At 70.9% G+C, this 21,310-nt stretch carries 20 protein-coding genes; 8 read left to right on the forward strand and 12 right to left on the reverse strand.

Going from position 1 to position 21,310, the window contains the following annotated elements:
* Nucleotides 1-52 precede the first annotated feature (52 nt).
* From moaC to galU, 3 genes are all read right to left on the reverse strand, one after another.
* Complete coding sequence (moaC, locus tag ACFY0O_RS21160; protein ID WP_079427710.1) at nucleotides 53-532, reverse strand: cyclic pyranopterin monophosphate synthase MoaC; 480 nt, start codon at nucleotides 530-532, stop codon at nucleotides 53-55.
* 181 nt (nucleotides 533-713) lie between these two features.
* Nucleotides 714-2,057, reverse strand: a complete 1,344-nt coding sequence (gene glp / locus ACFY0O_RS21165) for a gephyrin-like molybdotransferase Glp (protein WP_388948569.1) — start codon at nucleotides 2,055-2,057, stop codon at nucleotides 714-716.
* Nucleotides 2,058-2,061: 4 nt separating this feature from the next.
* The gene (gene galU / locus ACFY0O_RS21170; RefSeq protein ID WP_358894612.1) at nucleotides 2,062-2,964 is read right to left on the reverse strand and encodes a UTP--glucose-1-phosphate uridylyltransferase GalU; all 903 of its coding nucleotides are present in this window, start codon (nucleotides 2,962-2,964) and stop codon (nucleotides 2,062-2,064) included.
* Nucleotides 2,965-3,058: 94 nt separating this feature from the next.
* On the opposite strand from galU, the gene ACFY0O_RS21175 reads away from it, so the two are divergent.
* Complete coding sequence (locus ACFY0O_RS21175; protein ID WP_388948572.1) at nucleotides 3,059-3,685, forward strand: 5-formyltetrahydrofolate cyclo-ligase; 627 nt, start codon at nucleotides 3,059-3,061, stop codon at nucleotides 3,683-3,685.
* On the opposite strand, the gene ACFY0O_RS21180 is transcribed toward ACFY0O_RS21175, so the two are convergent.
* Nucleotides 3,686-6,589 carry a penicillin acylase family protein gene (locus ACFY0O_RS21180; protein ID WP_388948575.1) on the reverse strand — a complete coding sequence of 968 codons (2,904 nt, stop codon included), beginning with the start codon at nucleotides 6,587-6,589 and terminating at the stop codon, nucleotides 3,686-3,688. It lies immediately after the preceding gene.
* 281 nt (nucleotides 6,590-6,870) lie between these two features.
* On the opposite strand from ACFY0O_RS21180, the gene ACFY0O_RS21185 reads away from it, so the two are divergent.
* From ACFY0O_RS21185 to mscL, 7 genes are all read left to right on the forward strand, one after another.
* Nucleotides 6,871-8,331, forward strand: coding sequence for a potassium/proton antiporter (locus ACFY0O_RS21185; RefSeq protein WP_388948577.1), 1,461 nt, complete (start codon nucleotides 6,871-6,873; stop codon nucleotides 8,329-8,331).
* A gap of 416 nt (nucleotides 8,332-8,747) precedes the next feature.
* Nucleotides 8,748-10,079 (forward strand): MFS transporter, encoded by a 1,332-nt coding sequence (locus ACFY0O_RS21190; RefSeq protein ID WP_388948579.1) that lies wholly within the window; start codon nucleotides 8,748-8,750, stop codon nucleotides 10,077-10,079.
* Between the two features lie 67 nt (nucleotides 10,080-10,146).
* A complete protein-coding gene (locus ACFY0O_RS21195) occupies nucleotides 10,147-10,458 on the forward strand; it encodes an FmdB family zinc ribbon protein (protein ID WP_344151301.1) in 312 nt (103 codons plus the stop codon).
* Between the two features lie 77 nt (nucleotides 10,459-10,535).
* Nucleotides 10,536-11,369: an S-methyl-5'-thioadenosine phosphorylase gene (locus ACFY0O_RS21200; RefSeq protein WP_358894616.1), complete on the forward strand. Its 834-nt coding sequence runs from the start codon at nucleotides 10,536-10,538 to the stop codon at nucleotides 11,367-11,369.
* Between the two features lie 145 nt (nucleotides 11,370-11,514).
* Nucleotides 11,515-12,072: a carboxymuconolactone decarboxylase family protein gene (locus tag ACFY0O_RS21205; RefSeq protein ID WP_388948581.1), complete on the forward strand. Its 558-nt coding sequence runs from the start codon at nucleotides 11,515-11,517 to the stop codon at nucleotides 12,070-12,072.
* Between the two features lie 277 nt (nucleotides 12,073-12,349).
* Nucleotides 12,350-12,802, forward strand: coding sequence for a hypothetical protein (locus ACFY0O_RS21210; protein ID WP_388948583.1), 453 nt, complete (start codon nucleotides 12,350-12,352; stop codon nucleotides 12,800-12,802).
* 123 nt (nucleotides 12,803-12,925) lie between these two features.
* Complete coding sequence (gene mscL, locus ACFY0O_RS21215; protein WP_388948585.1) at nucleotides 12,926-13,426, forward strand: large conductance mechanosensitive channel protein MscL; 501 nt, start codon at nucleotides 12,926-12,928, stop codon at nucleotides 13,424-13,426.
* Nucleotides 13,427-13,439: 13 nt separating this feature from the next.
* On the opposite strand, the gene ACFY0O_RS21220 is transcribed toward mscL, so the two are convergent.
* From ACFY0O_RS21220 to pflA, 8 genes are all read right to left on the reverse strand, one after another.
* A complete protein-coding gene (locus tag ACFY0O_RS21220; RefSeq protein WP_388948587.1) occupies nucleotides 13,440-13,667 on the reverse strand; it encodes a hypothetical protein in 228 nt (75 codons plus the stop codon).
* A 109-nt stretch (nucleotides 13,668-13,776) separates the two neighbouring features.
* Nucleotides 13,777-15,204, reverse strand: coding sequence for a NarK family nitrate/nitrite MFS transporter (locus tag ACFY0O_RS21225; RefSeq protein WP_388948589.1), 1,428 nt, complete (start codon nucleotides 15,202-15,204; stop codon nucleotides 13,777-13,779).
* 2 nt (nucleotides 15,205-15,206) lie between these two features.
* Nucleotides 15,207-15,575, reverse strand: coding sequence for a hypothetical protein (locus tag ACFY0O_RS21230; RefSeq protein ID WP_358894622.1), 369 nt, complete (start codon nucleotides 15,573-15,575; stop codon nucleotides 15,207-15,209).
* Nucleotides 15,572-16,237 carry a ubiquinol-cytochrome c reductase iron-sulfur subunit gene (locus ACFY0O_RS21235; protein ID WP_388948592.1) on the reverse strand — a complete coding sequence of 222 codons (666 nt, stop codon included), beginning with the start codon at nucleotides 16,235-16,237 and terminating at the stop codon, nucleotides 15,572-15,574. Before ACFY0O_RS21235 ends, ACFY0O_RS21230 begins: the two co-directional genes overlap by 4 nt.
* Nucleotides 16,234-16,833, reverse strand: a complete 600-nt coding sequence (locus ACFY0O_RS21240; protein WP_045946573.1) for a 4Fe-4S dicluster domain-containing protein — start codon at nucleotides 16,831-16,833, stop codon at nucleotides 16,234-16,236. The genes ACFY0O_RS21235 and ACFY0O_RS21240 overlap by 4 nt, the downstream gene beginning before the upstream one ends.
* Before the next feature lie 7 nt (nucleotides 16,834-16,840).
* Nucleotides 16,841-19,159 (reverse strand): molybdopterin oxidoreductase family protein, encoded by a 2,319-nt coding sequence (locus ACFY0O_RS21245; RefSeq protein WP_388948595.1) that lies wholly within the window; start codon nucleotides 19,157-19,159, stop codon nucleotides 16,841-16,843.
* Nucleotides 19,156-20,256 (reverse strand): MFS transporter, encoded by a 1,101-nt coding sequence (locus tag ACFY0O_RS21250; protein WP_388948597.1) that lies wholly within the window; start codon nucleotides 20,254-20,256, stop codon nucleotides 19,156-19,158. The genes ACFY0O_RS21245 and ACFY0O_RS21250 overlap by 4 nt, the downstream gene beginning before the upstream one ends.
* A gap of 67 nt (nucleotides 20,257-20,323) precedes the next feature.
* Complete coding sequence (pflA, locus tag ACFY0O_RS21255) at nucleotides 20,324-21,160, reverse strand: pyruvate formate-lyase-activating protein (RefSeq protein ID WP_388948599.1); 837 nt, start codon at nucleotides 21,158-21,160, stop codon at nucleotides 20,324-20,326.
* Nucleotides 21,161-21,310: the final 150 nt, after the last annotated feature.

Raw genomic sequence — 21,310 nt, forward strand, 5'->3', positions numbered from 1 at the left:
GGGACGGGGACGGGCGGCACGTGGCTGTGGACCTCGCCGCCGCGCGGGGGCGTCACGAACGGCTCCAGTCGCCGGACTTGCCGCCCGTCTTCTCCTCCACCCGGACGTCGGTGATGACCGCGCCCTTGTCGACGGCCTTCACCATGTCGATCACGGTGAGTCCGGCGACCGCGACCGCGGTCAGCGCCTCCATCTCGACGCCGGTGCGGTCGGTGGTCTTGACGGTGGCGAGGATCTCGACGGCGTCGTCGGCGACCTTCAGGTCCACCTTGACCCCGGAGACCGCCAGCGGGTGGCAGAGCGGGATCAGGTCGGGGGTCTTCTTGGCCCCCATGATCCCGGCGATCCGCGCGGTGGCGAGGGCGTCGCCCTTCGGCACGCCCTCGCCGCGCAGCAGCTCGATCACCCGGGACGAGACCAGGACGCGGCCGCTGGCGCGCGCCGTGCGGGTGGTGACGTCCTTTGTCGATACGTCGACCATCCGGGCCGCGCCGGCCTCGTCGATGTGCGTCAGCCTGCTCTGCGTACTCATGTCTACGTGCCGCTCCCGCTCCGGGCCCCGAAACGCCGGGGCCTGTGTGATGCAACACGCTACCCGCACCGGGCGGTACCCAGCCGGGCAGGACCACTGGCCGAAACAGGGCCGCCGACCCGGCGGGCGGCCGCCCGGACGGGACCGCCGGGTGGCCGGGCGGCGGCCAGGGCGGGCCCCTCTACCCGAGCAGGACGACTTCCAGTTCGGTGCCCGGCTCCACCGAGGTGACGTCTTCCGGTACGACGATCAGGGAATCGGCGTGCGCCAGCGCCGCGATCAGGTGTGAGCCCGATCCGCCGACCGGGCTGACCGTGCCCGCGTCGGGGTCGTACTTCCCGCGCAGGAACTGCCGGCGGGCGGCCGGGGAGCCCAGCGGCGCGTCGGCCTTCAGCACGGCCCGCACGCTCGGCCGGCTGACCTGCGAGGCCGGCAGCCCCATCAGGGCACGGATGGCGGGGCGCACGAACAGCTCGAAGGAGACGTACGAGGACACCGGATTGCCGGGCAGGGCCAGCAGCGGGGTGTGGTCGGGGCCGACCGTGCCGAAGCCCTGCGGCTTGCCGGGCTGCATCGCGAGCTTGCGGAAGTCCACCCCGCCCGCCTGCGGCTCCTCGCCGTCGCCGCTGCCGGCCGCGGTCAGGGCCTCCTTGACCACGTCGTACGCGCCGACGCTGACCCCGCCCGTGGTGACCAGCAGGTCGGCGCGGATCAGCTGGTCCTCGATGGCGGCGCGCAGGGTGTCGGCGTCGTCGGCGACCGCGCCGACGCGGTAGGCGATGGCGCCGGCGTCCCGGGCGGCGGCGGCCAGGGCGAAGCTGTTGGAGTCGTAGATCGTCCCGGCGGCCAGTGCCTCACCCGGCTGGACCAGCTCGCTGCCGGTGGACAGGACGACCACGCGCGGGCGCGGCCGGACCCGCACCGTGCCGCGGCCGATCGCCGCGAGCAGCGCGATCTGCGGCGGGCCGAGGACGGTGCCGGCGGCCAGCGCCAGGTCGCCTGCCTGCACGTCGCTGCCGCGGGCGCGCACGTGCGCGCGGGCCTCGGCCGGGCGGTGGACCCGTACCTCGCCGGCCGCGCCCTCGGGCGCGGCGCTGGCCGGGGTCATGCCGGAGGCGGCGCCGCCGCCCGTGCCGCCGTCGGTCCATTCGACCGGTACGACGGCTTCCGCTCCGGGCGGCAGGGGGGCGCCGGTCATGATGCGGGCAGCTTGGCCGGGGCCGACGGTCGGCAGCTCGCCGCTGCCGGCCGCGACGTCCCCGACGACCGTGAGCACCGCGGGGAACTCCTCGCTCGCGCCCTGGACGTCGGCCGTGCGGACGGCGTACCCGTCCATGGAGCTGTTGTCGAAGGGCGGGAGGGCGACGGGCACGGTGACGTCCTCGACCAGGACACAGCCCTGGGCGTCGAGCAGCTGGAGCTCGATGGGCTCCAGCGGCCGGACGGCGGCGAGGACGTCCGCGAGGTGCTCGTCCACCGACCACAGGCGGTGGTGGCCGGTGTCCTGCGGTGCTCTGCTGCTCAAGGTGCTACATCTCCTCCGTGACGTAACGGTGAAGCCAGGTGCGGAACTCCGGGCCCAGGTCCTCACGCTCGCAGGCGAGTCGGACGATGGCCCGCAGGTAGTCCCCCCGGTCCCCGGTGTCGTAGCGGCGGCCGCGGAAGACCACGCCGTGCACCGGGCCGCCCACGTTCTCGTCGGCGGCCAGCTTCTGCAGGGCGTCGGTGAGCTGGATCTCCCCACCGCGGCCCGGCTCGGTCTCCCGCAGTATGCCGAAGATCGCGGGGTCCAGGACGTAGCGTCCGATGACCGCGTAGTTGCTGGGCGCCTCGGCGGGCTCCGGCTTCTCGACGAGGCCGGTGATGCGGACGACGTCGTCCTCGCCGGTCGTCTCGACGGCGGCGCAGCCGTAGAGGTGGACGTTGGCGGGGTCGACCTCCATCAGGGCGATGACGGTGCCGCCGGTCTTCTCGTAGACCTCGACCATCCGGCGCAGGAGGGGGTCGCGCGGGTCGATGAGGTCGTCGCCGAGGAGGACGGCGAAGGGCTCCTCGCCGACGTGGGGCTCGGCGCACAGCACGGCGTGGCCCAGGCCCCGGGGGTCGCCCTGGCGGACGTAGTGCATGGTGGCGAGGTCGCTGGACTCCTGGACCTTCTTCAGCCGGTCGTCGTCGCCCTTGGCGATCAGGGCGGACTCCAGCTCGTAGTTGCGGTCGAAGTGGTCCTCGAGCGCACGCTTGTTACGTCCTGTGATCATGAGGACGTCGTCGAGTCCGGCCGAGACGGCCTCCTCGACCACGTACTGGATGGCCGGCTTGTCCACGACCGGCAGCATTTCCTTGGGGGTCGCCTTGGTGGCGGGGAGGAACCGGGTACCGAGGCCCGCAGCCGGAATGACGGCCTTCTTGATCACGGGGTGCGACTGAGTCATGGGCAGAACGATAGTGGGTCGTACCGAACACCCGACCAGATTCCGGTGAATAGATCCAACTCTGTCCCGATAGAAAAGGAATTGTGACCCAACTGTGGTAGAGAGCCTGTCCGGAAACCTCCCCTTCCCTCCCGAGAAGGCCGCCCTCCGCAAAGAACTCCTCGCCGCCCGCCGCGCCTTGTCCCCCGAGGCCCGCCGCACGGCCGCCGGCGCGCTCGCCCGCTCGGCGCTGGCGCTGCCCGAGCTGGCCGGCGCGCGCACGGTGGCCGCGTACGTCTCCGTCGGCGCGGAACCGGGCACCCGCGAGCTGCTCGACGCGCTGAGGGACGCCGGGAAGCGGGTGCTGCTGCCCCTGCTCCTGCCGGACAACGACCTCGACTGGGCGGTGTACGAGGGCCCGGGCAGCCTCGCCGAGGCGGCGCACCGGGGGAAGATGCGGCTGCTGGAGCCGTCCGGTCCGCCGCTGGGCCCGCAGGCGGTCACCGGCGCGGACGCGGTGCTGCTGCCCGGGCTGGCGGTGGACCGGCGCGGGATGCGGCTCGGGCGCGGCGGGGGCTCGTACGACCGGGTGCTGGCACGGCTGGAGCGGGCCGGGGCGCATCCGGCGCTGGTGGTGCTCCTCTACGACGAAGAGGTGGTCGCGCGGGTCCCGGAGGAACCGCACGACCACCCCGTCCGGGCGGTCGCCACCCCGTCGGGGGTGGTGCGCTTCAGGCCGTGATCACGGCTTGAGCGTCAGCGTGTCCACTGTCGACTTGTCGACGGCGTCCTTTCCGAACGGCCAGTCCAGCAGTTCGCCCTTGGCCCACAGCGTCGTCTGGTCGGTGTAGTTGCTGTCGTAGGCGTGACCCGAGGCGCCGGTCAGGTTGATCCAGCGCGACTTGTCGAGGTCGTTGAGGTTGACGACCATGCGCATCGACGGGACCCAGGTGACGTCGTAGCCGCTGGAGGCGTTCCAGCCGGTGGCGTTGACGGTGGCCTCGCCGCCGCCCAGGTTCCACGGGCCGCGGTTGAGGAGCCACCGCATGAAGCCCGGGCCCTCCTTGCCGATGGTCTGGTTCTTCAGCGTGAGCTGGTGCAGCCGGCCCCAGCTCCAGGTCGACTGGTCCTTGCCGAGCTTGGCGGTCAGCTCCCAGCGCGCGTCCTCCATCGCCCGGGCGAAGAGCTCGTCGCGGGTCTTGATGGGCTTGTCGTGGACGGTCTTCGGGGTGGCGGTCCACCACGGCGACTTCTCGTCCTTGACCAGGCGGCGGACCACCTCGAACCAGCGGTCGCCGCCGTCGGGCTGCGCGGAGTCGGCGCCGCGGGTGCCGCACTCGCGGACCGTCTTGGCGAGGTCGTCGTTGGGGCCGGTGCCCTCCTCGATGACGTTCATACAGCTGTCGGTGACGCGCAGGTCCTTCGGCATCTTGTCGCCGAACGCCAGCTTGAGGATGTTGCGCCAGACGGCGTTGAAGTAGGCGGCCGCCGCCGAGTCGTTCTCCTGGGTGTAGTTCCAGCCCTCCAGCAGCTTCTGCGCCGAACGCACGTCCGGGTCGGAGACCGGGATCTTGGCCAGCATCGGGGTCAGCAGCGCGGCGATCTCGCTGCTGTTGTCCATCTGCATGGTGCGCATGTCGTCGGTGGAGATCTTGCCGCTGTCCTTGATCTTCGCCTCGATGAGGTCGTTGATCCGCTGGCTGCGGGCGCCGTAGCCCCAGTCGGCGGTCAGGACGTACGGGTACTTGCCCGCGCCGGTGCCGGACTCGGTGACGGGCTGGTTGGCGGTGACGATGTAGCCGCGCTGCGGGTTGAGCTCCCAGGGCAGCTCGTTCTGCGGGATGTAGCCGGCGTTGCCGTCGCGGCCGCCCTTCCAGGCGTACTTGGGGTCCCAGCCGGGGGCCGGCATGCGGCCGTCGCCCTGGCCGCGGAGCGGGATGCGGCCCGGGGCCTGGTAGCCGATGTTGCCGTTGGGGCCCTTGTTGTCGGCGTAGATCAGGTTCTGCGACGGGACCTCGAAGTCCGCGGCTGCGGCCCGGAAGCTCGGGAAGTCCTTGGCACGGTCGAGCTTGAAGACGGCGTCCATCGACTTGCCCGGGTCCAGTGCGGTCCAGCGCAGGGCGACGGCGTAGCCGGTGCCGCGGTCGGGGGCCGAGCTGGGGACGGGGGCGCGGGAGCCGACGGTCTCGAGCTCGTCGCTGCGGTCGGAGATCAGCGGTCCGTTGTTGGTGGTGCGGACGGTGATCTTCTTGCTCTTGCCGCCCGCGACCTTGATCTCCTCTTCACGGATGGTGAAGGGGACGACCTTGTTGTCGTAGACGTAGCCCTCGGGACGGACCTGCTCCAGGTAGAGGTCGGTGACGTCGGCGCCGAGGTTGGTCATGCCCCAGGCGATGTCGGCGTTGTGGCCGATGACCACGCCGGGCATGCCGGAGAAGGTGAAGCCGGCGACGTCGTACTGGCACTTGGCCGAGACGGCGCGGCAGTGCAGGCCCATCTGGTACCAGACCGAGGGCAGCTGCGGGGACAGGTGCGGGTCGTTCGCGAGCAGCGGCTTGCCGGTGGTCGTGTACCTGCCGGAGACGACCCAGGAGTTGGAGCCGATGCCGCTGCCGTTGGGGCCGAGGATGGCCGGGATGTCGTCCAGCGTCTTGGACAGGGCGGTCAGCTGCGTGCGCAGGCCGACGGTCGCGCCCTGGGCGCTCGCGTTGTCGGCGAGGCCGGTGGCGGGGTTGGTGCCGCCGTTGGGGGTGGCCTGCGAGCCGGTGCCGGTGGTGGTGCCCGTCGTGGAGCCGGTGCCCGTGCCGGCGGTGGAGCCGGTGCCGGTCGCACCCGTGCCCGTGCCGGTCGTGCCCGTGCCCGTCGCGCCCGTGCCGGAGGTGCCCTGGGGCGCGTACTTGCCGCCCGCGACGGTGCCGCCCTCGACGATCGGCTTGTTCCGGTCGAAGGGGTACGCCGGGTAGAGCTCGTCGATCTGCGCCTGCGTGAGCTTGTTCGACATCAGCGAGCGGTCGATCTCGTCCTGCATGTTGCCGCGCAGGTCCCAGGCCATCGCCTTGAGCCAGGCCACCGAGTCGACCGGCGTCCACTTCTCGGGCTTGTAGCCGTCGGTGATCTTCAGGGCGGCGTGCTCGACGGAGAGGTCCTTGCCGGACTTGCCCTTCAGCCACGCGTTGACCCCGTCGGCGTAGGCCTGGAGGTACTTCTTCGTCTCGGGCGAGAGCTTCTTGTCGTACTCCTCCTGCGCGACCTGGCGCCAGCCGAGGGTGCGCAGGAAGGCGTCGGTCTCGACCTGGCCGGAGCCGAACATCTCCGAGAGGCGGCCGGAGGTCATGTGCCGGCGTACGTCCATCTCCCAGAACCGGTCCTGCGCGTGGACGAAGCCCTGCGCGCGGAAGAGGTCCTCGTCGTTGTCGGCGTAGAGCTGCGGGATCCCGTGCTCGTCACGCTTGACGTCGACGGTCCCGGTCAGGCCGGGGACCTTCAGGGAGCCGGTGGTCTGCGGGAACGAAGCGCGCACGGTGTCCACGCTCCAGTACGCGCCGTAGCCGAGGCCCGCCAAGAGCGCCAGGACCAAGACGAGCACGAGCAGGCGTGCGCGTCGTCCCTTCTTCTTGACGGAAGGTCCGGATTCTTTGGCGGGCATCGCTGTCCTTCGAGGGGCAGGGTGGTCCTGGGAGTGCTGGGAGCAACCATAGGCGCAGGACCGCCTTCGTTGATCCGCCAGGGGTCAAGGTCCGTAGGACAGGGGCGAACTGCCGTTTCACAATGTGGGTATCACGTAAAGAGTCCGTCAAAGATTAGGTAAGGTAACGAAGCACTTGCCGAATACGCCGCCGGTGGAACGTTCCGCCGGGCGCGCTTTGAGGAAAGGGCCGCCCACTGACTGTCCACACGCTCAATGAGCTCCTGCTGGTCTGCTCGCTCGTGCTGCTCGTCGCGGTAGCGGCGGTACGCATCTCTTCACGCAGCGGCCTCCCCAGCCTGCTCATCTACCTCGGCATAGGCATCGCGATAGGCCAGGACGGCATCGGCAACGTCGTATTCGACAACGCCGAGCTGACACAGGTCATCGGTTACGCCGCGCTCGTCGTCATCCTCGCCGAGGGCGGTCTGGGCACGAAGTGGAAAGAGATCAAGCCGGCCCTGCCACAGGCGGTCGTCCTGTCGCTGGTCGGCGTCGCGGTCAGCGTCGGCGTCACCGCGGCCGGCGCGCACTACCTCGTCGGACTCGAATGGCGGCAGGCGCTGCTGATCGGCGCGGTCGTCTCCTCGACCGACGCCGCGGCGGTCTTCTCGGTACTGCGCAAGGTCCCCCTCCCGTCCCGCGTGACGGGGGTGCTGGAGGCGGAGTCCGGCTTCAACGACGCACCCGTCGTCATCCTGGTGGTGGCCTTCGCGACGGTCGGGCCGGTGGACAACTGGTACGTGCTGGTCGGAAAGATCGCGCTGGAGCTGGCGATCGGCGCGGCGATAGGACTGGCGGTGGGCTTCCTGGGGGCGTACGGGCTGCGGCACGTGGCCCTGCCGGCCTCCGGCCTGTACCCGATCGCGGTGATGGCGATCGCGGTGTCCGCGTACGCGGCCGGTGCGATGGCGCACGGCTCCGGCTTCCTCGCGGTGTACCTGGCGGCGATGGTGCTCGGCAACGCGAAGCTGCCGCACTGGCCGGCCACGCGCGGGTTCGCGGACGGGCTGGGCTGGATCGCGCAGATCGGCATGTTCGTGCTGCTCGGCCTGCTGGTGACGCCGCACGAGCTGGCGGGCGACTTCTGGCCCGCGGTGATCATCGGACTGGTGCTGACGATGGTGGCGCGGCCGCTGGAGGTGTTCGTCAGCCTCCTGCCGTTCCGGGTCGCGTGGCAGGAGCAGGTGCTGATGTCGTGGGCGGGGCTGCGCGGCGCCGTGCCGATCATCCTGGCGACGATCCCGATGGTGACCGGGATCGAGGGCAGCGACCGGGTGTTCAACATCGTCTTCGTACTGGTCGTCGTCTACACGCTGGTGCAGGGGCCCACCCTGCCGTGGCTGGCGCGGAAGCTGAACCTGCGCGACACCGGTGAGGCCGCCGCCGACCTGGGCATCGAGTCGGCGCCGCTGGAGAAGCTGCGCGGTCACCTGTTGTCCTTCGCGATACCCGAGGCGTCGCGGATGCACGGTGTCGAGGTCGGGGAGCTGCGGCTGCCGGCCGGGGCGTCGGTGACGCTGGTGGTCCGGGACGCCAAGAGTTTCGTGCCGGCGCCGTCGACGGTGCTGCGCCGAGGGGACGAGCTGCTGGTGGTGGCCACGGATCCGGTGCGGGACGCGGCGGAGGCCCGGCTGCGGGCGGTGGCGCGCGGGGGCAAGCTCGCGGGGTGGCTGGGTACCAGTGGCGGAACGTCACTCTAGGTACCGGAGGACCGCGACGGAGGGCGTCCGAGCAGCGGTTTTCGGTTAGAGCGTCATTCTAATTGGGCCATTTTCGGTGGCTTGCGCCTGACCTTGCCCCCATTTCGACGGGTGGGGAATGCGAAGTTCCAGTTAATCGCAGGTGAAGACATGCCTTGTCACCGTAATCACAGGGCGTGGTAGGGGATTCCCCTGTACGATGAAGGCACACCAGATCGAACCAACTCTGCCTGACGCAGAGCTGGCGCGACCGCAAAGCGGCCGTGGCACCCTCCCGCAGTGGGCGCCCAGGTATCACTCGGTTCTGCGCAAGAGGACAGCTCTCGGGGCTCCCACATGTACGGGTGCGGCCGCTCACAAAGCGGCCGGCCGTCCGCAGACGGGGACGCTCTACCAGGCAGCGGAAAGGCCAGGCCGTGACATCCGCGGTCACGACCGACACGTCCGTCCGACCCGGCTACGGGCAGCTCCTGCGCACGCCCGGCGCCCTCTCCTTCGTCCTCCCCGGCTTCGCCGCCCGTCTGCCGTTCGGCATGCTGACCATCAGCATCCTGCTGCTCGTCCAGCACGCCACCGGCTCCTATGGCGACGCGGGCATCGTCTCCGCCGTCACCGGCGTCTCCATGGCCCTGTTCGCCCCGGTCATGGGCAAGCTCACCGACCGCCGCGGCCAGAGCGCCGTCCTCGTGCCGGTCGTCCTGACCCACGCCACCGCGGTCTCCGCTCTGACCGCGCTGGCCCTGCTCGGCGCCCCGCTGTGGGCGCTCGCGCTGGCCGCCGTCCCGGCCGGCGCCTCCGTCCCGCAGGTCGGCCCCATGGTCCGGACCCGCTGGGCGGCCAAGCTGGAGGGCTCCCCGCTGCTGCCGACGGCCGCCGCGTTCGAGTCCGTCACCGACGAGTTCACCTTCGTCGTCGGCCCGGTGCTGGCCACCGCCCTGTGCACCGGCGTCCACCCGGCGGCCGGCCTGGTCACCGAGGCGGCCCTGACGCTGCTGGGCGGGCTGTTCTTCGCCGCGCAGCGCTCCACCGAGCCGAAGACCGCCGCGAAGGCGGCCCACGGCGAGAAGCACGCCTCGGCCCTGTCCTTCGCCGGCCTGCGCGTCCTGATCGTCGCCTTCCTCGGGATCGGCGCCGTCTTCGGCGGCATGCAGGTGTCCCTGACGGCCTTCGCCGGCGAGATCGGCAACCCGGGTGCCAACGGCCTGCTGTACGGCGTCTTCGCGGCCGGCAACATGATCGCCGGCATCACCATGGGCGCCGTCGCCTGGAAGATCGGTCCCCGCCGCCGCCTGATCCTGGGCTACGTCGGTCTGACCGCCGCCGCCTCGGTCCTGTGGGCCGTGAACTCGGCCGTGCTGATGGGCGCGGTCGGCCTGGTCGTCGGTCTGTGCATCGCCCCGGCGCTGATCACCGGCTACACCATGATCGAGCAGCTGGTTCCGGCCGCTTCCCGCACCGAGGCGTTCACCTGGCTGACCGGTGCGGTCGCCTTCGGGCAGGCCGTCGCCGTGATCGTGGCCGGCCGTCTGACGGACGCGCACGGTTCCTCGTACGGCTTCCTGGTGCCGCTGGCCGCCACCGCGCTGGCGCTGGTCACGCTGCTGGCCCTGCGCGCGAAGCTCGCGCCGAAGGCCCCGAGCCGCATCGTGAACTCCTCCGCGCCGGCCGCCGCCACGGCGGACCCGGCCGACCGGGAGCGCGCGAACGAGCGTGGGATCGGTCACCGCACGCCCGTGACGGTGGACTGATCCGCCGGAATACGTCACCATGGAGCGTCGTTAGCACTCATCGAGTCAGAGTGCCAGGAGGAAATTCGTGCCGACCTACCAGTACCAGTGCACCGAGTGCGGTGAGGGCCTTGAGGCCGTGCAGAAGTTCACCGACGAAGCGCTGACCGTGTGCCCGAGCTGCGACGGACGCCTGAAGAAGGTGTTCTCCGCGGTCGGCATCGTGTTCAAGGGCTCCGGTTTCTACCGGAACGACAGCCGTGGCGCGTCGTCGAGCAGCACGCCCGCGTCGAAGCCCTCGTCCTCGTCGTCCACGACGACGTCGACCGCTTCGGCCCCGGCCGCCGCGTCCTCCTCGACCTCCTCGAGCACGGGCGGCAGCTCCAGCTCGGCCGCCTGACCTCTCACCTCTTGCGCAAGGCCCCGTTCGCCCTCCTGGGCGGCGGGGCCTTGCGCGTCCCCCGTTAGGGTGGCCGCATGGTGAACGCAGAGATCGGTGTAATCGGCGGCTCGGGCTTCTACTCCTTCCTGGAAGACGTCTCCGAGGTCCAGGTCGAGACCCCCTACGGGCCTCCGAGCGACTCCCTGTACCTGGGTGAGCTGGCCGGCCGGCAGGTGGCGTTCCTGCCGCGGCACGGGCGCAGCCACACCGTCCCGCCACACAAGATCAACTACCGTGCCAACCTGTGGGCGCTGCGTTCGGTCGGGGTCCGGCAGGTGCTGGGCCCGTGCGCGGTGGGCGGCCTGCGGACGGAGTACGGGCCGGGCACGCTGCTGGTCCCGGACCAGCTGGTGGACCGGACCAAGTCCCGCGTGCAGACCTTCTTCGACGGGGAGCCGCTGCCGGACGGGAGCGTCCCGAACGTCGTGCACACCACCTTCGCCGACCCGTACTGCCCGGTGGGGCGCTCGGTGGCGCTTTCGGCGGCGCGCGGACGGGAGTGGGAGCCGGTGGACGGCGGCACCATGGTCGTCATCGAGGGCCCGCGGTTCTCGACGCGGGCGGAGTCGCAGTGGCATGCGGCGGCCGGCTGGTCGGTGGTCGGCATGACCGGGCATCCGGAGGCGGTCCTCGCACGTGAGCTGGGGCTCTGCTACACCTCGATGGCGCTGGTGACGGACCTGGACGCGGGTGCCGAGACGGGCGAGGGGGTCTCGCACGCCGAGGTCCTGAAGGTGTTCGGCGAGAACGTCAGCCGGCTGCGCGAGGTCCTCTTCGACGCCGTGGCGGCCCTGCCCGCGACCGCTGACCGCGACTGCCTGTGCACTCACGCCCACGACGGCTGGGACCTGGGCATCGAACTGCCGTAGGCACGCTGCAGACCGGGCGGAGCCGCGCCGGGGCCGGGGCCTGGCGTCCGGGGAATCGATTCCCCGGACCATGTCACGTTCCGCGGGGTTGTCCTGTCTCCCTGGCGACGGGGTCGGCAGGGCCCCCTTCCGGAAGAGGCCAGTCATGCCGCGCATCTCGCTCACTCCGCCCCGCACCCTCCTGATGCGCCTCGGCGCCTGGTACTCGCGTCGCACCTACGGCAAGGTGCTCGACCCCGGCCAGGCCTACGGTCACAACTCGCGCGTGCTGCTCTCGTACGTCCGGATGGAGCAGCGGGCGGCGAAGTGGAACGCGCTCGACGCCGGGCTGAAGCACCTCGCCGTGATGGCCTGCGCCGCGCGGATCAACTGCTCGTGGTGCATGGACTTCGGCTACTGGGAGGGTCACGAGCTGGGCCTCTCCCCGGAGAAGATCGAGCGGGTGCCTCGGTGGCGCGAGGAGCGGGAGGTGTTCAGCGAGCTGGAGCTGCTGGTCATGGAGTACGCGGAGGCGATGACCGAGACGGCGCCGACGGTCACCGATGAAATGGCGGCCGAGCTCATCGCCCGGCTGGGCGAGGCGGCGTTCGTCGAGCTCACCGCCGTGGTCGCGCTCGAGAACTGGCGTTCGCGGGTGAACAGCGCCTTCGGTCTGACCAGCCAGGGGTTCTCGGAGGCCTGCCGGGTGCCGAGCCGGCCCTGAGCCGTCGGGCGGGGCCCTACCCCTGCGGGTGAACGACTTGTCCACAACCTGGGGATCATCCACAGGCCCGGGCGGAGCCGGGCGTCGAGGCGGATCGTGGGAGGGTCCGGGCGCTGGGCCCGGGCTCCGTATCCCGAACCCTTCGGTGGTGATCAGCATGTCCGCTTCCTCTCCCGGCCGTCCCGAATCCCCGGCGTCAACGGCTTCCCCCACGGCTTCTTCCTCTGGCTCCTCCGCGTGTTCCTCCGCCTCCTCCGTCTGCCGCCCGGCACGCCCCGTGCCCCCGTTCCCGCCGCTGCGCGTGGGCCGGGCCCGGGGGCGGCTCGGCCGTGCCCTGCGCCGCAAGCGGCGGGCGGCTTCGGCCGGGCTGGCCGTGGTGGCGGCCGCCCTGGCCATGGGCGGAGCGGACGCGCAGGCCTCCCGGGGTGCGGCCCCGCCCGAGGTGAAGCCGTCACCCGCTGCGGTGCGGATGGTGTCGGCTCCCGTGCGCATCGCGGACGCCGCCACGGTCCGGCTGCTGCGGCCCGGGGACCGCGTCGACGTGGTGGCGGCGGAGCGCACGGGGCCGCCGAGGGTGGTGGCGGCGGGGGCTCGGGTGGCCGAAGTCCCGGCGCCGGAGAAGGGGTTGGGGGACGGTGGGGCGCTGGTGGTGCTGTCGGTGCCCCGGGACACCGCGCGGGCCCTGGTGGGGGCCGGAGCGGTGGCACGACTGGCGGTGGCGTTGTGTTGATTCGCACTGGCGCACAGTCAAGTCGCTCTGGGGTGGGCGCCGATTGGACATGGCGTGCCATCACTGCCGTAGCTTTCGGAACCGTTGGCTCCGTGTACAGCAGTGACGAAGAGAGGCTCAGTCGTGAGCGAGAAGAAGAAGGAGAGCGTCCTGGCGGGCTTCAAGGCCTTCCTGATGCGCGGCAACGTGGTGGACCTGGCCGTGGCCGTGGTCATCGGCGCCGCGTTCACGAACATCGTGAACTCGATCGTGAAGGGCATCATCAGCCCGCTTGTGGGCGCCATCGGCACCAAAAACCTGGATGTCTACACCTCGTGCCTGAAGGCACCTTGTGGGGTGGACGCCAAGGGCGAGCCGACCGGCGTGAACATCATGTGGGGCTCGGTCCTGAACGCGACGCTCAGCTTCCTGATCACCGCCGCCGTCGTCTACTTCCTGATGGTCCTGCCGATGGCGAAGTACCTGTCCCGGCTGGAGGCGCGCCGCAAGGCCAGGGAAGGCGTCAAGGAGACCATCGAGATCACCGAGCTCGAGGTCCTCAAGGAGATCCGGGACACCCTGGTCTCGCAGCGCAACGGGCACGGCGAGAACGCCAGGACTCCGGGGGCGCGCGACGCGGTCTGACCGCCGCGGCGGATCAGATGTGGTGCGGGGGCTTCTCGTCCAGGAAGCGGGCGAGGTCGGCCGCGCTTCCGCCGGCGGGCGGCCGTTCGCCCCAGCCCCGATCGGTGTCGTCCGAGGACTGCCGGTCGAGCGGGTCGTCGAAGACCAGCTTCGGCCTGGGCTTCTGGGCCGGGGCGGCCTCGGGCTTCGCCCCGGCTGCGGGGTCGGGGGACTGCGGGTCGGAGGCGGGGGCGGTGCTCATGGCTCAAGGGTACGGCCGCCCCGGCCTCGGGCCCCGGCCTGGAACGGGGCCCCGGCCCGGGCCCCGGCTTCAGCCTCCGCTCCGGCCCCGACCCCGGCCCTGGCCCGGGTCAGCTGGGGGCTTCCGCACCCTTGCGCGCGTAGAACCACCAGCAGACCGCGAGGCAGGTCGTGTAGAAGCCGATGAAGATCCACAGCGCGTTGGTGACGGCGGTCGCCGCGAACATGGCGGGGATGAAGAAGAAGCCGTAGGCCGCGATGGCGGACGAGAAGCCGGTGACGGCGCCCGCCTCCATCTCCGACTGCTTCAGCGCGGCTGCCTGCGCCTCGGGGCCCTGGCCCTCGGCCTGGCGCATGTGCTGCTCCCGGAAGATCACCGGAATCTGCCGGAAGGTGGACCCGTTGCCCAGTCCGGAGAAGGCGAAGGCCGCCAGGAAACCGGCGAAGAACGCCCAGAAGCTGCCCTGGTCCCCGCCCGACGGCAGCGCGAAGATCACCACGATCAGGGCGCCCGCCATGCCGACGAACGACAGCATCGTCACCCTGGCGCCGCCGATCCGGTCGGAGAGCCAGCCGCCCGCCCAGCGCATCAGCGCGCCGATGAAGGGGCCGATCCAGGCGTAGGTGGTCGCTTGGTATCCCTGCGCCTCGAAGTTGTTCTTGATGAGCAGGGGCAGGCCGGCGGCGAACCCGATGAAGGAGCCGAAGGTTCCGACGTAGAGCCAGGTCATCAGCCAGTTGTGCTTGCGCGTGAAGATGACCTTCTGCTGGCTGAAGGGGGCCGCGGCCACCTTGAGGTCGTTCATCAGGAACCAGGCGAGCAGGGCCATGATGACCAGGAGAGGCACCCAGAGGAAGGCGCCGTTCTGGAGCCAGATGTCCGTGTTCTTCTTCGCGTCGTGCTGCGGTCCGCCCGCCGGCGGGCCCAGCACTGCGGCGGTGATCACCAGGGGTGCGACCAGCTGGACGACGCTCACGCCGAGGTTGCCGAGGCCGCCGTTGAGGCCGTTGGCGCTGCCCTTCTCGCGCTTGGGGAAGAAGAAGCCGATGTTGGCCATGGAGGAGGCGAAGTTGGCTCCTCCGATGCCGCAGACGGCTGCGATGAGCGCCAGTTCCCAGTAGGGGGTGCCGGTGTCCTGGAGCGCGAAGCCGAGCCAGAGCATGGGGGCGACCAGGACGAGCGTGCTGAAGGCGGTGAACTTCCGCTCGCCGAGGATGGGGCCGATGAAGGTGTACAGGATCCGGAAGGTGCCTCCCGTGATGCCGGGGATGGCGGTCAGCCAGAACAGCTGGGACTTGGAGAAGCCGAAGCCGACGTCGTTCAGCTTGACCACGGTGACCGACCAGACCTGCCAGACCACGAAGCCGAGCATCAGCGCCGGGATGGAGATCCAGAGGTTGCGCTGGGCGACCCTGCGGCCGGTGGTCTGCCAGAAGCCGTCGTCCTCGGGTCGCCAGTCGCCGATGACGGCACCCGGCTTGTAGGTCTCCTTCCGGTGGGAGCGGACCGCGGTTGGGGTGGGCGTCGGAAGGGACATGGTCATCTGTCCTTGGGGTCGAGGAGCCACAGGGCGATCACGACGAGGAAGGAGAGGATCAGGAATCCCGCTCCCCACCAGGCGGTGGCCGTGTTGCCCTTCATCCATTCGTTGACGGTCACGGTCAGCGCCCAGAGCTGCCCGATGACGACCGTGAGGGCGAGGACGAGACGGGCGTTGAGCTTGGAGGAGCGCTCCGGTTCCTGTTCGGTGCCGGCGCCCGGGCCGGGGCCGGTGCGCCGGATCCGCGGGTCGCCGTAGCCGCTGGTGGGGCGGATCTGCGGGTACCGCTCGCGCACGGGGCGGTTCAGCCGGGGCTGGGCGCTTCCGGGGTGGTATTCGGGGCGCGGGGGCAGCTGGGGGTCGCTCATGTCGGCCTGCTCTCGGTGGCGCGGGCCGCACCGGGGCAGCCCAGGCGCCGTGCGGCCTCGGGGCGGGAGTCGCCGAACTGCCGGCAGAGGGCTTCCTTGGCGGTCTCTCCCGACCGGGCGGTGGCGATGGCCCAGACGCTGCCGTCGGCACGTTCGGTGAGGAAGATCCTGGGGAGGGGGCGGGGCGGCGGTCCTGCGGTGACCTCGCCGGTGCGGGCGTCGAAGACGCCTTCGTGGCAGGGGCAGTACAGCTCGCCGTCGGGGCCGCGGTCCTCTCGCCACAGGACGGCGCAGGCCAGGTGGGTGCAGACGGCGGAGTAGCCGACGAGGCTTCCGTCGGCGAGCCGGACGGCGAGGGCGCGGTCCTCGTCTCCGGGGAAGCGGAACGCGACGGACTGGCCGGGGGCGAGTGCGTCGGTGACCTTCTTGGCTTCGGGCAGGTGTTCGCTGTCGCCGTGCCGGTGGAGGATGCCGGCGGCCACGCCGACTCCGCCGATGGCGAGGCCGCCGGAGACGGTGGCGACGATGCGCAGGTAGTCACGGCGGGTGGTCAGGGAGTCGGCGCTGATCCGGTCGCGCAGCTGCGCTGCGGCGGCGTCCCCGTCGGTGCCGCTGCCGGGGCCCTGGCCGGGTTGTGGCGCCGGCTGTTCGGTCACGCTCATCGCACATCCACCCCGTTGACTTCGACGACGGGCAGGCCGCCGGGGACGGGCCACTGGACCTTGTCGGCGGGTACGACCATGGCCACGCCGGTGGATACGACCACGTCGCCGAAGGCGAAGGAGTCGGCGACCTGGACGCCTGGGCGCTCGGCCTGGAGTTCTTCGAGGGTTCCGTAGAAGAGGGCGCCGGTCGGGCACACGGTGGCGCACATGGGGGCCAGGCCGTAGGCGGTGCGGTCGTAGCAGAGGTTGCACTTCATCTGGAGCTTCGCCTGCAGGTCGATCTTCGGGACGCCGAAGGGGCAGGCGTTGACGCAGTTGGCGCAGCCGATGCAGCGGGTGGTGTCGGCCTGTTGGACGACGCCGTCGGCGGTCACCAGGATCGCGTCCGCGGGGCAGACCTCGGCGCAGGGGGCGACCGGGTCCTCGCAGTGCATGCAGACGGTCGGCAGGGAGGCGACGGACTGGCCGGGGTCGCTGTAGTCGAGGTGGATCATCGACTTGCCGCGGTGTGAGTCGCATTCGCGGCAGGCGGAGACGCAGGCCTGGCATCCGATGCAGCGGCCCGGGTCGATGAAGATCGTGCGGCCCATCATGGCGGCGTCAGCTCCTCTCCGCGGTGCCACGGCCCTGCGGGGACGTGGGCGGCAGGGGGTCGGTGCGCGAGGCCTGGGCCTCCGGGTAGGCCTGCTGGCCGGGCGGGGTGGGGGGTGCCGGGACGTCGTCGACGCGTTCGGCCGACTCGATGCGGGCGGCGCAGACCTTGTACTCAGGGATCTTCGAGCGGGGGTCGAGGGCGTCGATGGTCAGGGCGTTCGCGGCTGTCGGGACCGGCCAGTGGTAGGGGATGAAGACGGTGTCGGGGCGGATGGCCTCGGTGACGAGGGCGGGGAACACCTCGCTGCCCCGGCGGGTGATCACCCTCACCGGGTCGCCGCTGTGGAAGCCGTGGCAGGGGTGGACCTCGACCCAGGGGCGGGGTGTCTGTTCGACGAGGGCTCCGAGGCGGCGGGTCTGGTTGCCGGAGAGGAAGTGCGCGACGGTGCGGCCGGTGGTGAGGGAGAGGGGGTATTCCTCGGTGTAGGGGTCCATGGGCGGGTGCCATTCCACGGCCTGCAGGTGGATCTTGCCGTCGGGGTGGTAGGTCCGGCCGTCCTCGAAGAGGCGTGGGGTGCCGGGGTGGTCGGTGGTGGGGCAGGGCCAGGCGATGCCGCCGGTGGCGTCCAGGCGGTCGTAGGTGATGCCGTAGTAGTCGTTGACGGTGCCCGCGGAGGCGATGCGCAGCTCTTCGAAGACCTCGCGGGAGCCGGGGAAGTCGAAGTGGTCGCCCGCGCCGAGGCGTCGGGCGAGTTCGCAGATGACCCAGGTGTCGGTGCGGACGCCCGCGGGGGGTTCCTGGGCCTTGTTGTGTTTGACGACGCGGGCTTCGGCGTTGGCCATGACGCCTTCGTCCTCGGCCCAGGTGGTGACGGGGAACACGACGTGGGCGTTCGCGGCGGTCTCGGAGAGGAAGAAGTCGAACTGGGCGTGGAATTCGGCGGTGTCGTAGCCGGCCTTGACCACGGCGTAGTTGGGGAGGGAGACGAAGGGGTTGTTGCAGATGCCGATGAGGCCGCGGATCTCCTTGCGCTGCATCTGCCAGACCATCTCCATCATGGAGGTCCCGGCGCCGGGGAGTTCGCACTCCTCGATGCCCCAGATGCGGCAGATCTGTGCCCGGTGTTCCGGATTGGTGATGGAGCGGCCGCCGGGGAGCAGGTCGGATTTCTGGCCGTGCTCGCGGCCGCCCTGCCCGTTTCCCTGGCCGGTGATGGTGCCGTAGCCGGCTCCCGGTTTGCCGATGTTGCCGGTGGCGACGCACAGGTTGATGACGGTCAGGCAGTTCTCGACGCCCTGGGAGTGGTGTTCGATGCCGCGGGCGTGCCAGGCCATGGCCTTGCCGGCGGTCGCGAAGGCGCGGGCGACCTGGGTGATCTGGGCGGCGGGGATTCCGCAGATCTCGGCGGCGCGGGCGGGCGGGTAGTCGGCGACGGTCTTCTTGACCTCGGCCCAGCCGGTGGTGTGTGCGGCGAGGTAGGCGTCGTCGGTGAGCCCTTCGGCGACGATCACGTGCAGGACGGAGTTGAAGAACGCGGCATCCGTGCCCGGCTTGAGGGCGACGTGGATGTCGGCTGTGCGGGCGATGGCCGTCTCGCGGGGGTCGACGACGATGAGGGTGGCTCCGCGGTCGCGGGCGCCCCACAGGTACTGGGTCATCACGGGGAAGCACTCGCCGACGTTCGACCCGGCGATGAGCAGGCAGTCGGTGAGCAGGATGTCGGAGAAGGGGTTGCCGGCGCGGTCGATGCCGAAGGCGAGTTTGTTGGCGCCCGCGGCGCTGACCATGCAGAGGCGGCCGTTGTAGTCGACGTGCTTGGTTTTGAGGGCGACCCGGGCGAACTTGCCGACGAGGTAGGTCTTCTCGGAGAACAGGCTGGCGCCGCCGAGCAGCCCGAAGGCGTCGTTGCCGTAGGTGCTCTGGATGCGGCGGATCTCGGAGACGGTGAAGTCGAGGGCCTCGTCCCAGGAGGCTTCCCGGAACTCCTCGTCGCGGGAGCGGCGCATCAGGGGCGCGGTCAGCCGGTCGGGGTGGTTGACCTGCTGGTAGGCGTTGAGGCCCTTGGGGCACATCCGCATCCGGTTGATGTCGTGGTTGCGGGGTTCGACTCCGAAGACCTTGCCGCCGTGGTCGACGCGCAGGTACATGCCGCACTGCACGCCGCAGAAGCAGCAGTGGGTGGGGACGAGGGTTTCGCCGTTCTGGTCGGCGTGCCAGCGGTCGGCGGGCAGGCCGCCGGCGTCGCGGAAGTTGCGGGTGCCGGGCGGGGCGATGGCCGGGTCGAGGGGCAGGGGGGTCCGCTTCGCGGGGTCCGTCGCCGTCACTTGAAGCCCTTCTTGACGTGGGTCAGGTAGGCGTTGCCGCGCAGGATCCGCTTGCAGCGGGGGCAGTACTCGACGAAGGCGTTGAAGTCGAGGCGGAGGTCGCGCATGGTGCCGCGCAGGTTTTCGACGTACGGGGTGGTGTCGATGGGTTCGCCGCAGCGCTTGCAGGCGAAGATCTGCTCGTCCTGGCGGGCGGTGTACTTGAACAGCTGCATGCCGACGGCTGCCGGCCGCTGGACGATGTGGAAGAACTTCCCGAAGGGGATGTAGATGAGGGTGAAGACGACCGACACCATGTGGAGGATGGCGAGGAACTCGTAGCCTCCGCCGTGCAGGAAGATCGACGAGAACGTGAGCAGGAGTCCCGTCACCGAGATCACGATGAGGCAGATCAGCGGCAGCAGGTCGTAGGCGAACCGCTGGCCGGTGATGGCGCCGCGGTCCTTCATCCGGCGCCACAGGAAGTAGCCGGCTCCCGGGATGACGAGGACGGCGGCGATGTCCAGGCCGTGGAACATCAGCCAGCCGAGGATGTTCAGCGAGTTGAAACCGAGGACCTTGATGCCCCAGATGCGCATCTCGTAGCCGGGGCCCGAGCCGCTGCCCGAGGTGAAGGTGAACCAGCCCCAGGTGAGGGGGAAGGTGATCGCGGCGGCGAGCAGGCAGCCCCAGAAGATCAGCTGGTGGGCGGCCCAGCGGGAGCGGGAACGGGCACCGAGGAACTTCTGGAAGCCGAGGTAGGTGGCGATCATCCGGGGCAGGGCGGTGGGCGCCTTCTTGAAGTTGGCGGCTGAGAAGAAGCTGCCGAAGCCCTTCTTGAAGAGGCGGCGCGCGCCGGGGGCGGAGACCCAGACGGTGTACCGGTAGGCCACGCCGAAGGCCAGGAAGACGGTGGCGACGGCGTAGGGCAGCAGGGCTGAGTCGAAGTCCCGCAGGAGCCGGCTGCCGAGCACGATCGCGATGATGAGCAGAGCGGATACGGCGGCGCCGGCCAGGGTGGCCCGTGCGGTGACGGAGCGGCCGGCCGGCGGCGGGGGCTCGGGCGCGCCGGGGGGTGGCGGCGGGGCTGCGGCACGTACTTCTGTGGGCTCGGACACAGCACCACGCTAGGCGGTTTGAACCGTTTCAGCCCGTTATGCAGCCTTTATGGTTGCTCCGGACGGGTCATATGGCGTGCAGTCCGCGGGCCGCGAAGACCGCCTTGGCGTCGGCCACCTGTCCGGCGGTGGGTGAGGGCGTGTCATGGAGGGTGAAAGGCATGCCCAGGGCGTCCCACTTGCTCTCGCCCAGTTTGTGGAAGGGCAGCACGTCGACCCTCGAGACGTTTCCGAGGCCGGCGGCGAACGCGGCGACGCCGTCGACGTTGTCACGGGCGTCGGTGAGGCCGGGCACCAGTACGAAGCGCAGGTGCACCTCCTTGCCGAGGCCGGCGAGGCGGCGGGCGAAGGCGAGGGTGGGTTCGAGCGGGCGGCCGGTGAGGTGCCGGTAGGTGTCGCGGTCCCAGGACTTGATGTCGAGCAGCACGAGGTCCACGTCGCGCAGCAGCGCGTCGGCGGCGCGGGCGCCGAGGAAGCCGGAGGTGTCGAGGGCGGTGTGGAGGCCGAGCTCGTGCTTCATGCGGTGCAGGAGCTCACCGGCGAAGACGGGCTGGAGCAGCGGTTCGCCGCCGGAGATGGTGGCGCCGCCGCCCGAGGCGGAGATGAAGCGGGTGTACTTGCGGGCTTCGGCGATGACGTCGTCGGCGGAGGTGCGTGTGCCGCTGCGCATGCGCATGGTGTCGGGGTTGTGGCAGTAGAGGCAGGTCAGCGGGCAGCCGGCGAGGAAGGTCACGAAGCGGGTGCCGGGTCCGTCGACGCCGGTGGAGAGGTCCCAGGAGTGCACGGAGCCCTCGCTGGGGCGCTGCGTCACGGCGGCGGCCGGGGTGCGGCCGCAGCCGGCGGGTGGCGCGCCGGCGGCTGCGGCGGGGCCGACGGGGAGGCTCGTACCGAAGAGGACGGTCATGGCGGGTACTCCAGACGTGTTCCGGTGGCCGGTAAGGAGGCGGGGCTCGTGGGCCCGGGAGGCCGAGGCCGGGGTCCCACGGGCCGCCGGCCGATGGGGTCGGCGGGCCGTGGGGTCGGCGGGCCGTGGGGTCGGCGGGCCGTGGGTGGG

The sequence above is a fragment of the Streptomyces sp. NPDC001594 genome (genome assembly GCF_042893675.1).
Taxonomy (GTDB): domain Bacteria; phylum Actinomycetota; class Actinomycetes; order Streptomycetales; family Streptomycetaceae; genus Streptomyces.

Coding starts and splice junctions, on each gene's coding strand:
- moaC (WP_079427710.1), bottom strand. CDS start 532: ATGAGTACGCAGAGCAGGCTGACGCACATCGACGAGGCCGGCGCGGCC.
- galU (WP_358894612.1), bottom strand. CDS start 2,964: ATGACTCAGTCGCACCCCGTGATCAAGAAGGCCGTCATTCCGGCTGCG.
- ACFY0O_RS21180 (WP_388948575.1), bottom strand. CDS start 6,589: ATGCCCGCCAAAGAATCCGGACCTTCCGTCAAGAAGAAGGGACGACGC.
- ACFY0O_RS21200 (WP_358894616.1), top strand. CDS start 10,536: ATGGTGAACGCAGAGATCGGTGTAATCGGCGGCTCGGGCTTCTACTCC.
- ACFY0O_RS21205 (WP_388948581.1), top strand. CDS start 11,515: ATGCCGCGCATCTCGCTCACTCCGCCCCGCACCCTCCTGATGCGCCTC.
- ACFY0O_RS21220 (WP_388948587.1), bottom strand. CDS start 13,667: ATGAGCACCGCCCCCGCCTCCGACCCGCAGTCCCCCGACCCCGCAGCC.
- ACFY0O_RS21225 (WP_388948589.1), bottom strand. CDS start 15,204: ATGTCCCTTCCGACGCCCACCCCAACCGCGGTCCGCTCCCACCGGAAG.
- ACFY0O_RS21230 (WP_358894622.1), bottom strand. CDS start 15,575: ATGAGCGACCCCCAGCTGCCCCCGCGCCCCGAATACCACCCCGGAAGC.
- ACFY0O_RS21235 (WP_388948592.1), bottom strand. CDS start 16,237: ATGAGCGTGACCGAACAGCCGGCGCCACAACCCGGCCAGGGCCCCGGC.
- ACFY0O_RS21240 (WP_045946573.1), bottom strand. CDS start 16,833: ATGATGGGCCGCACGATCTTCATCGACCCGGGCCGCTGCATCGGATGC.
- pflA (WP_388948599.1), bottom strand. CDS start 21,160: ATGACCGTCCTCTTCGGTACGAGCCTCCCCGTCGGCCCCGCCGCAGCC.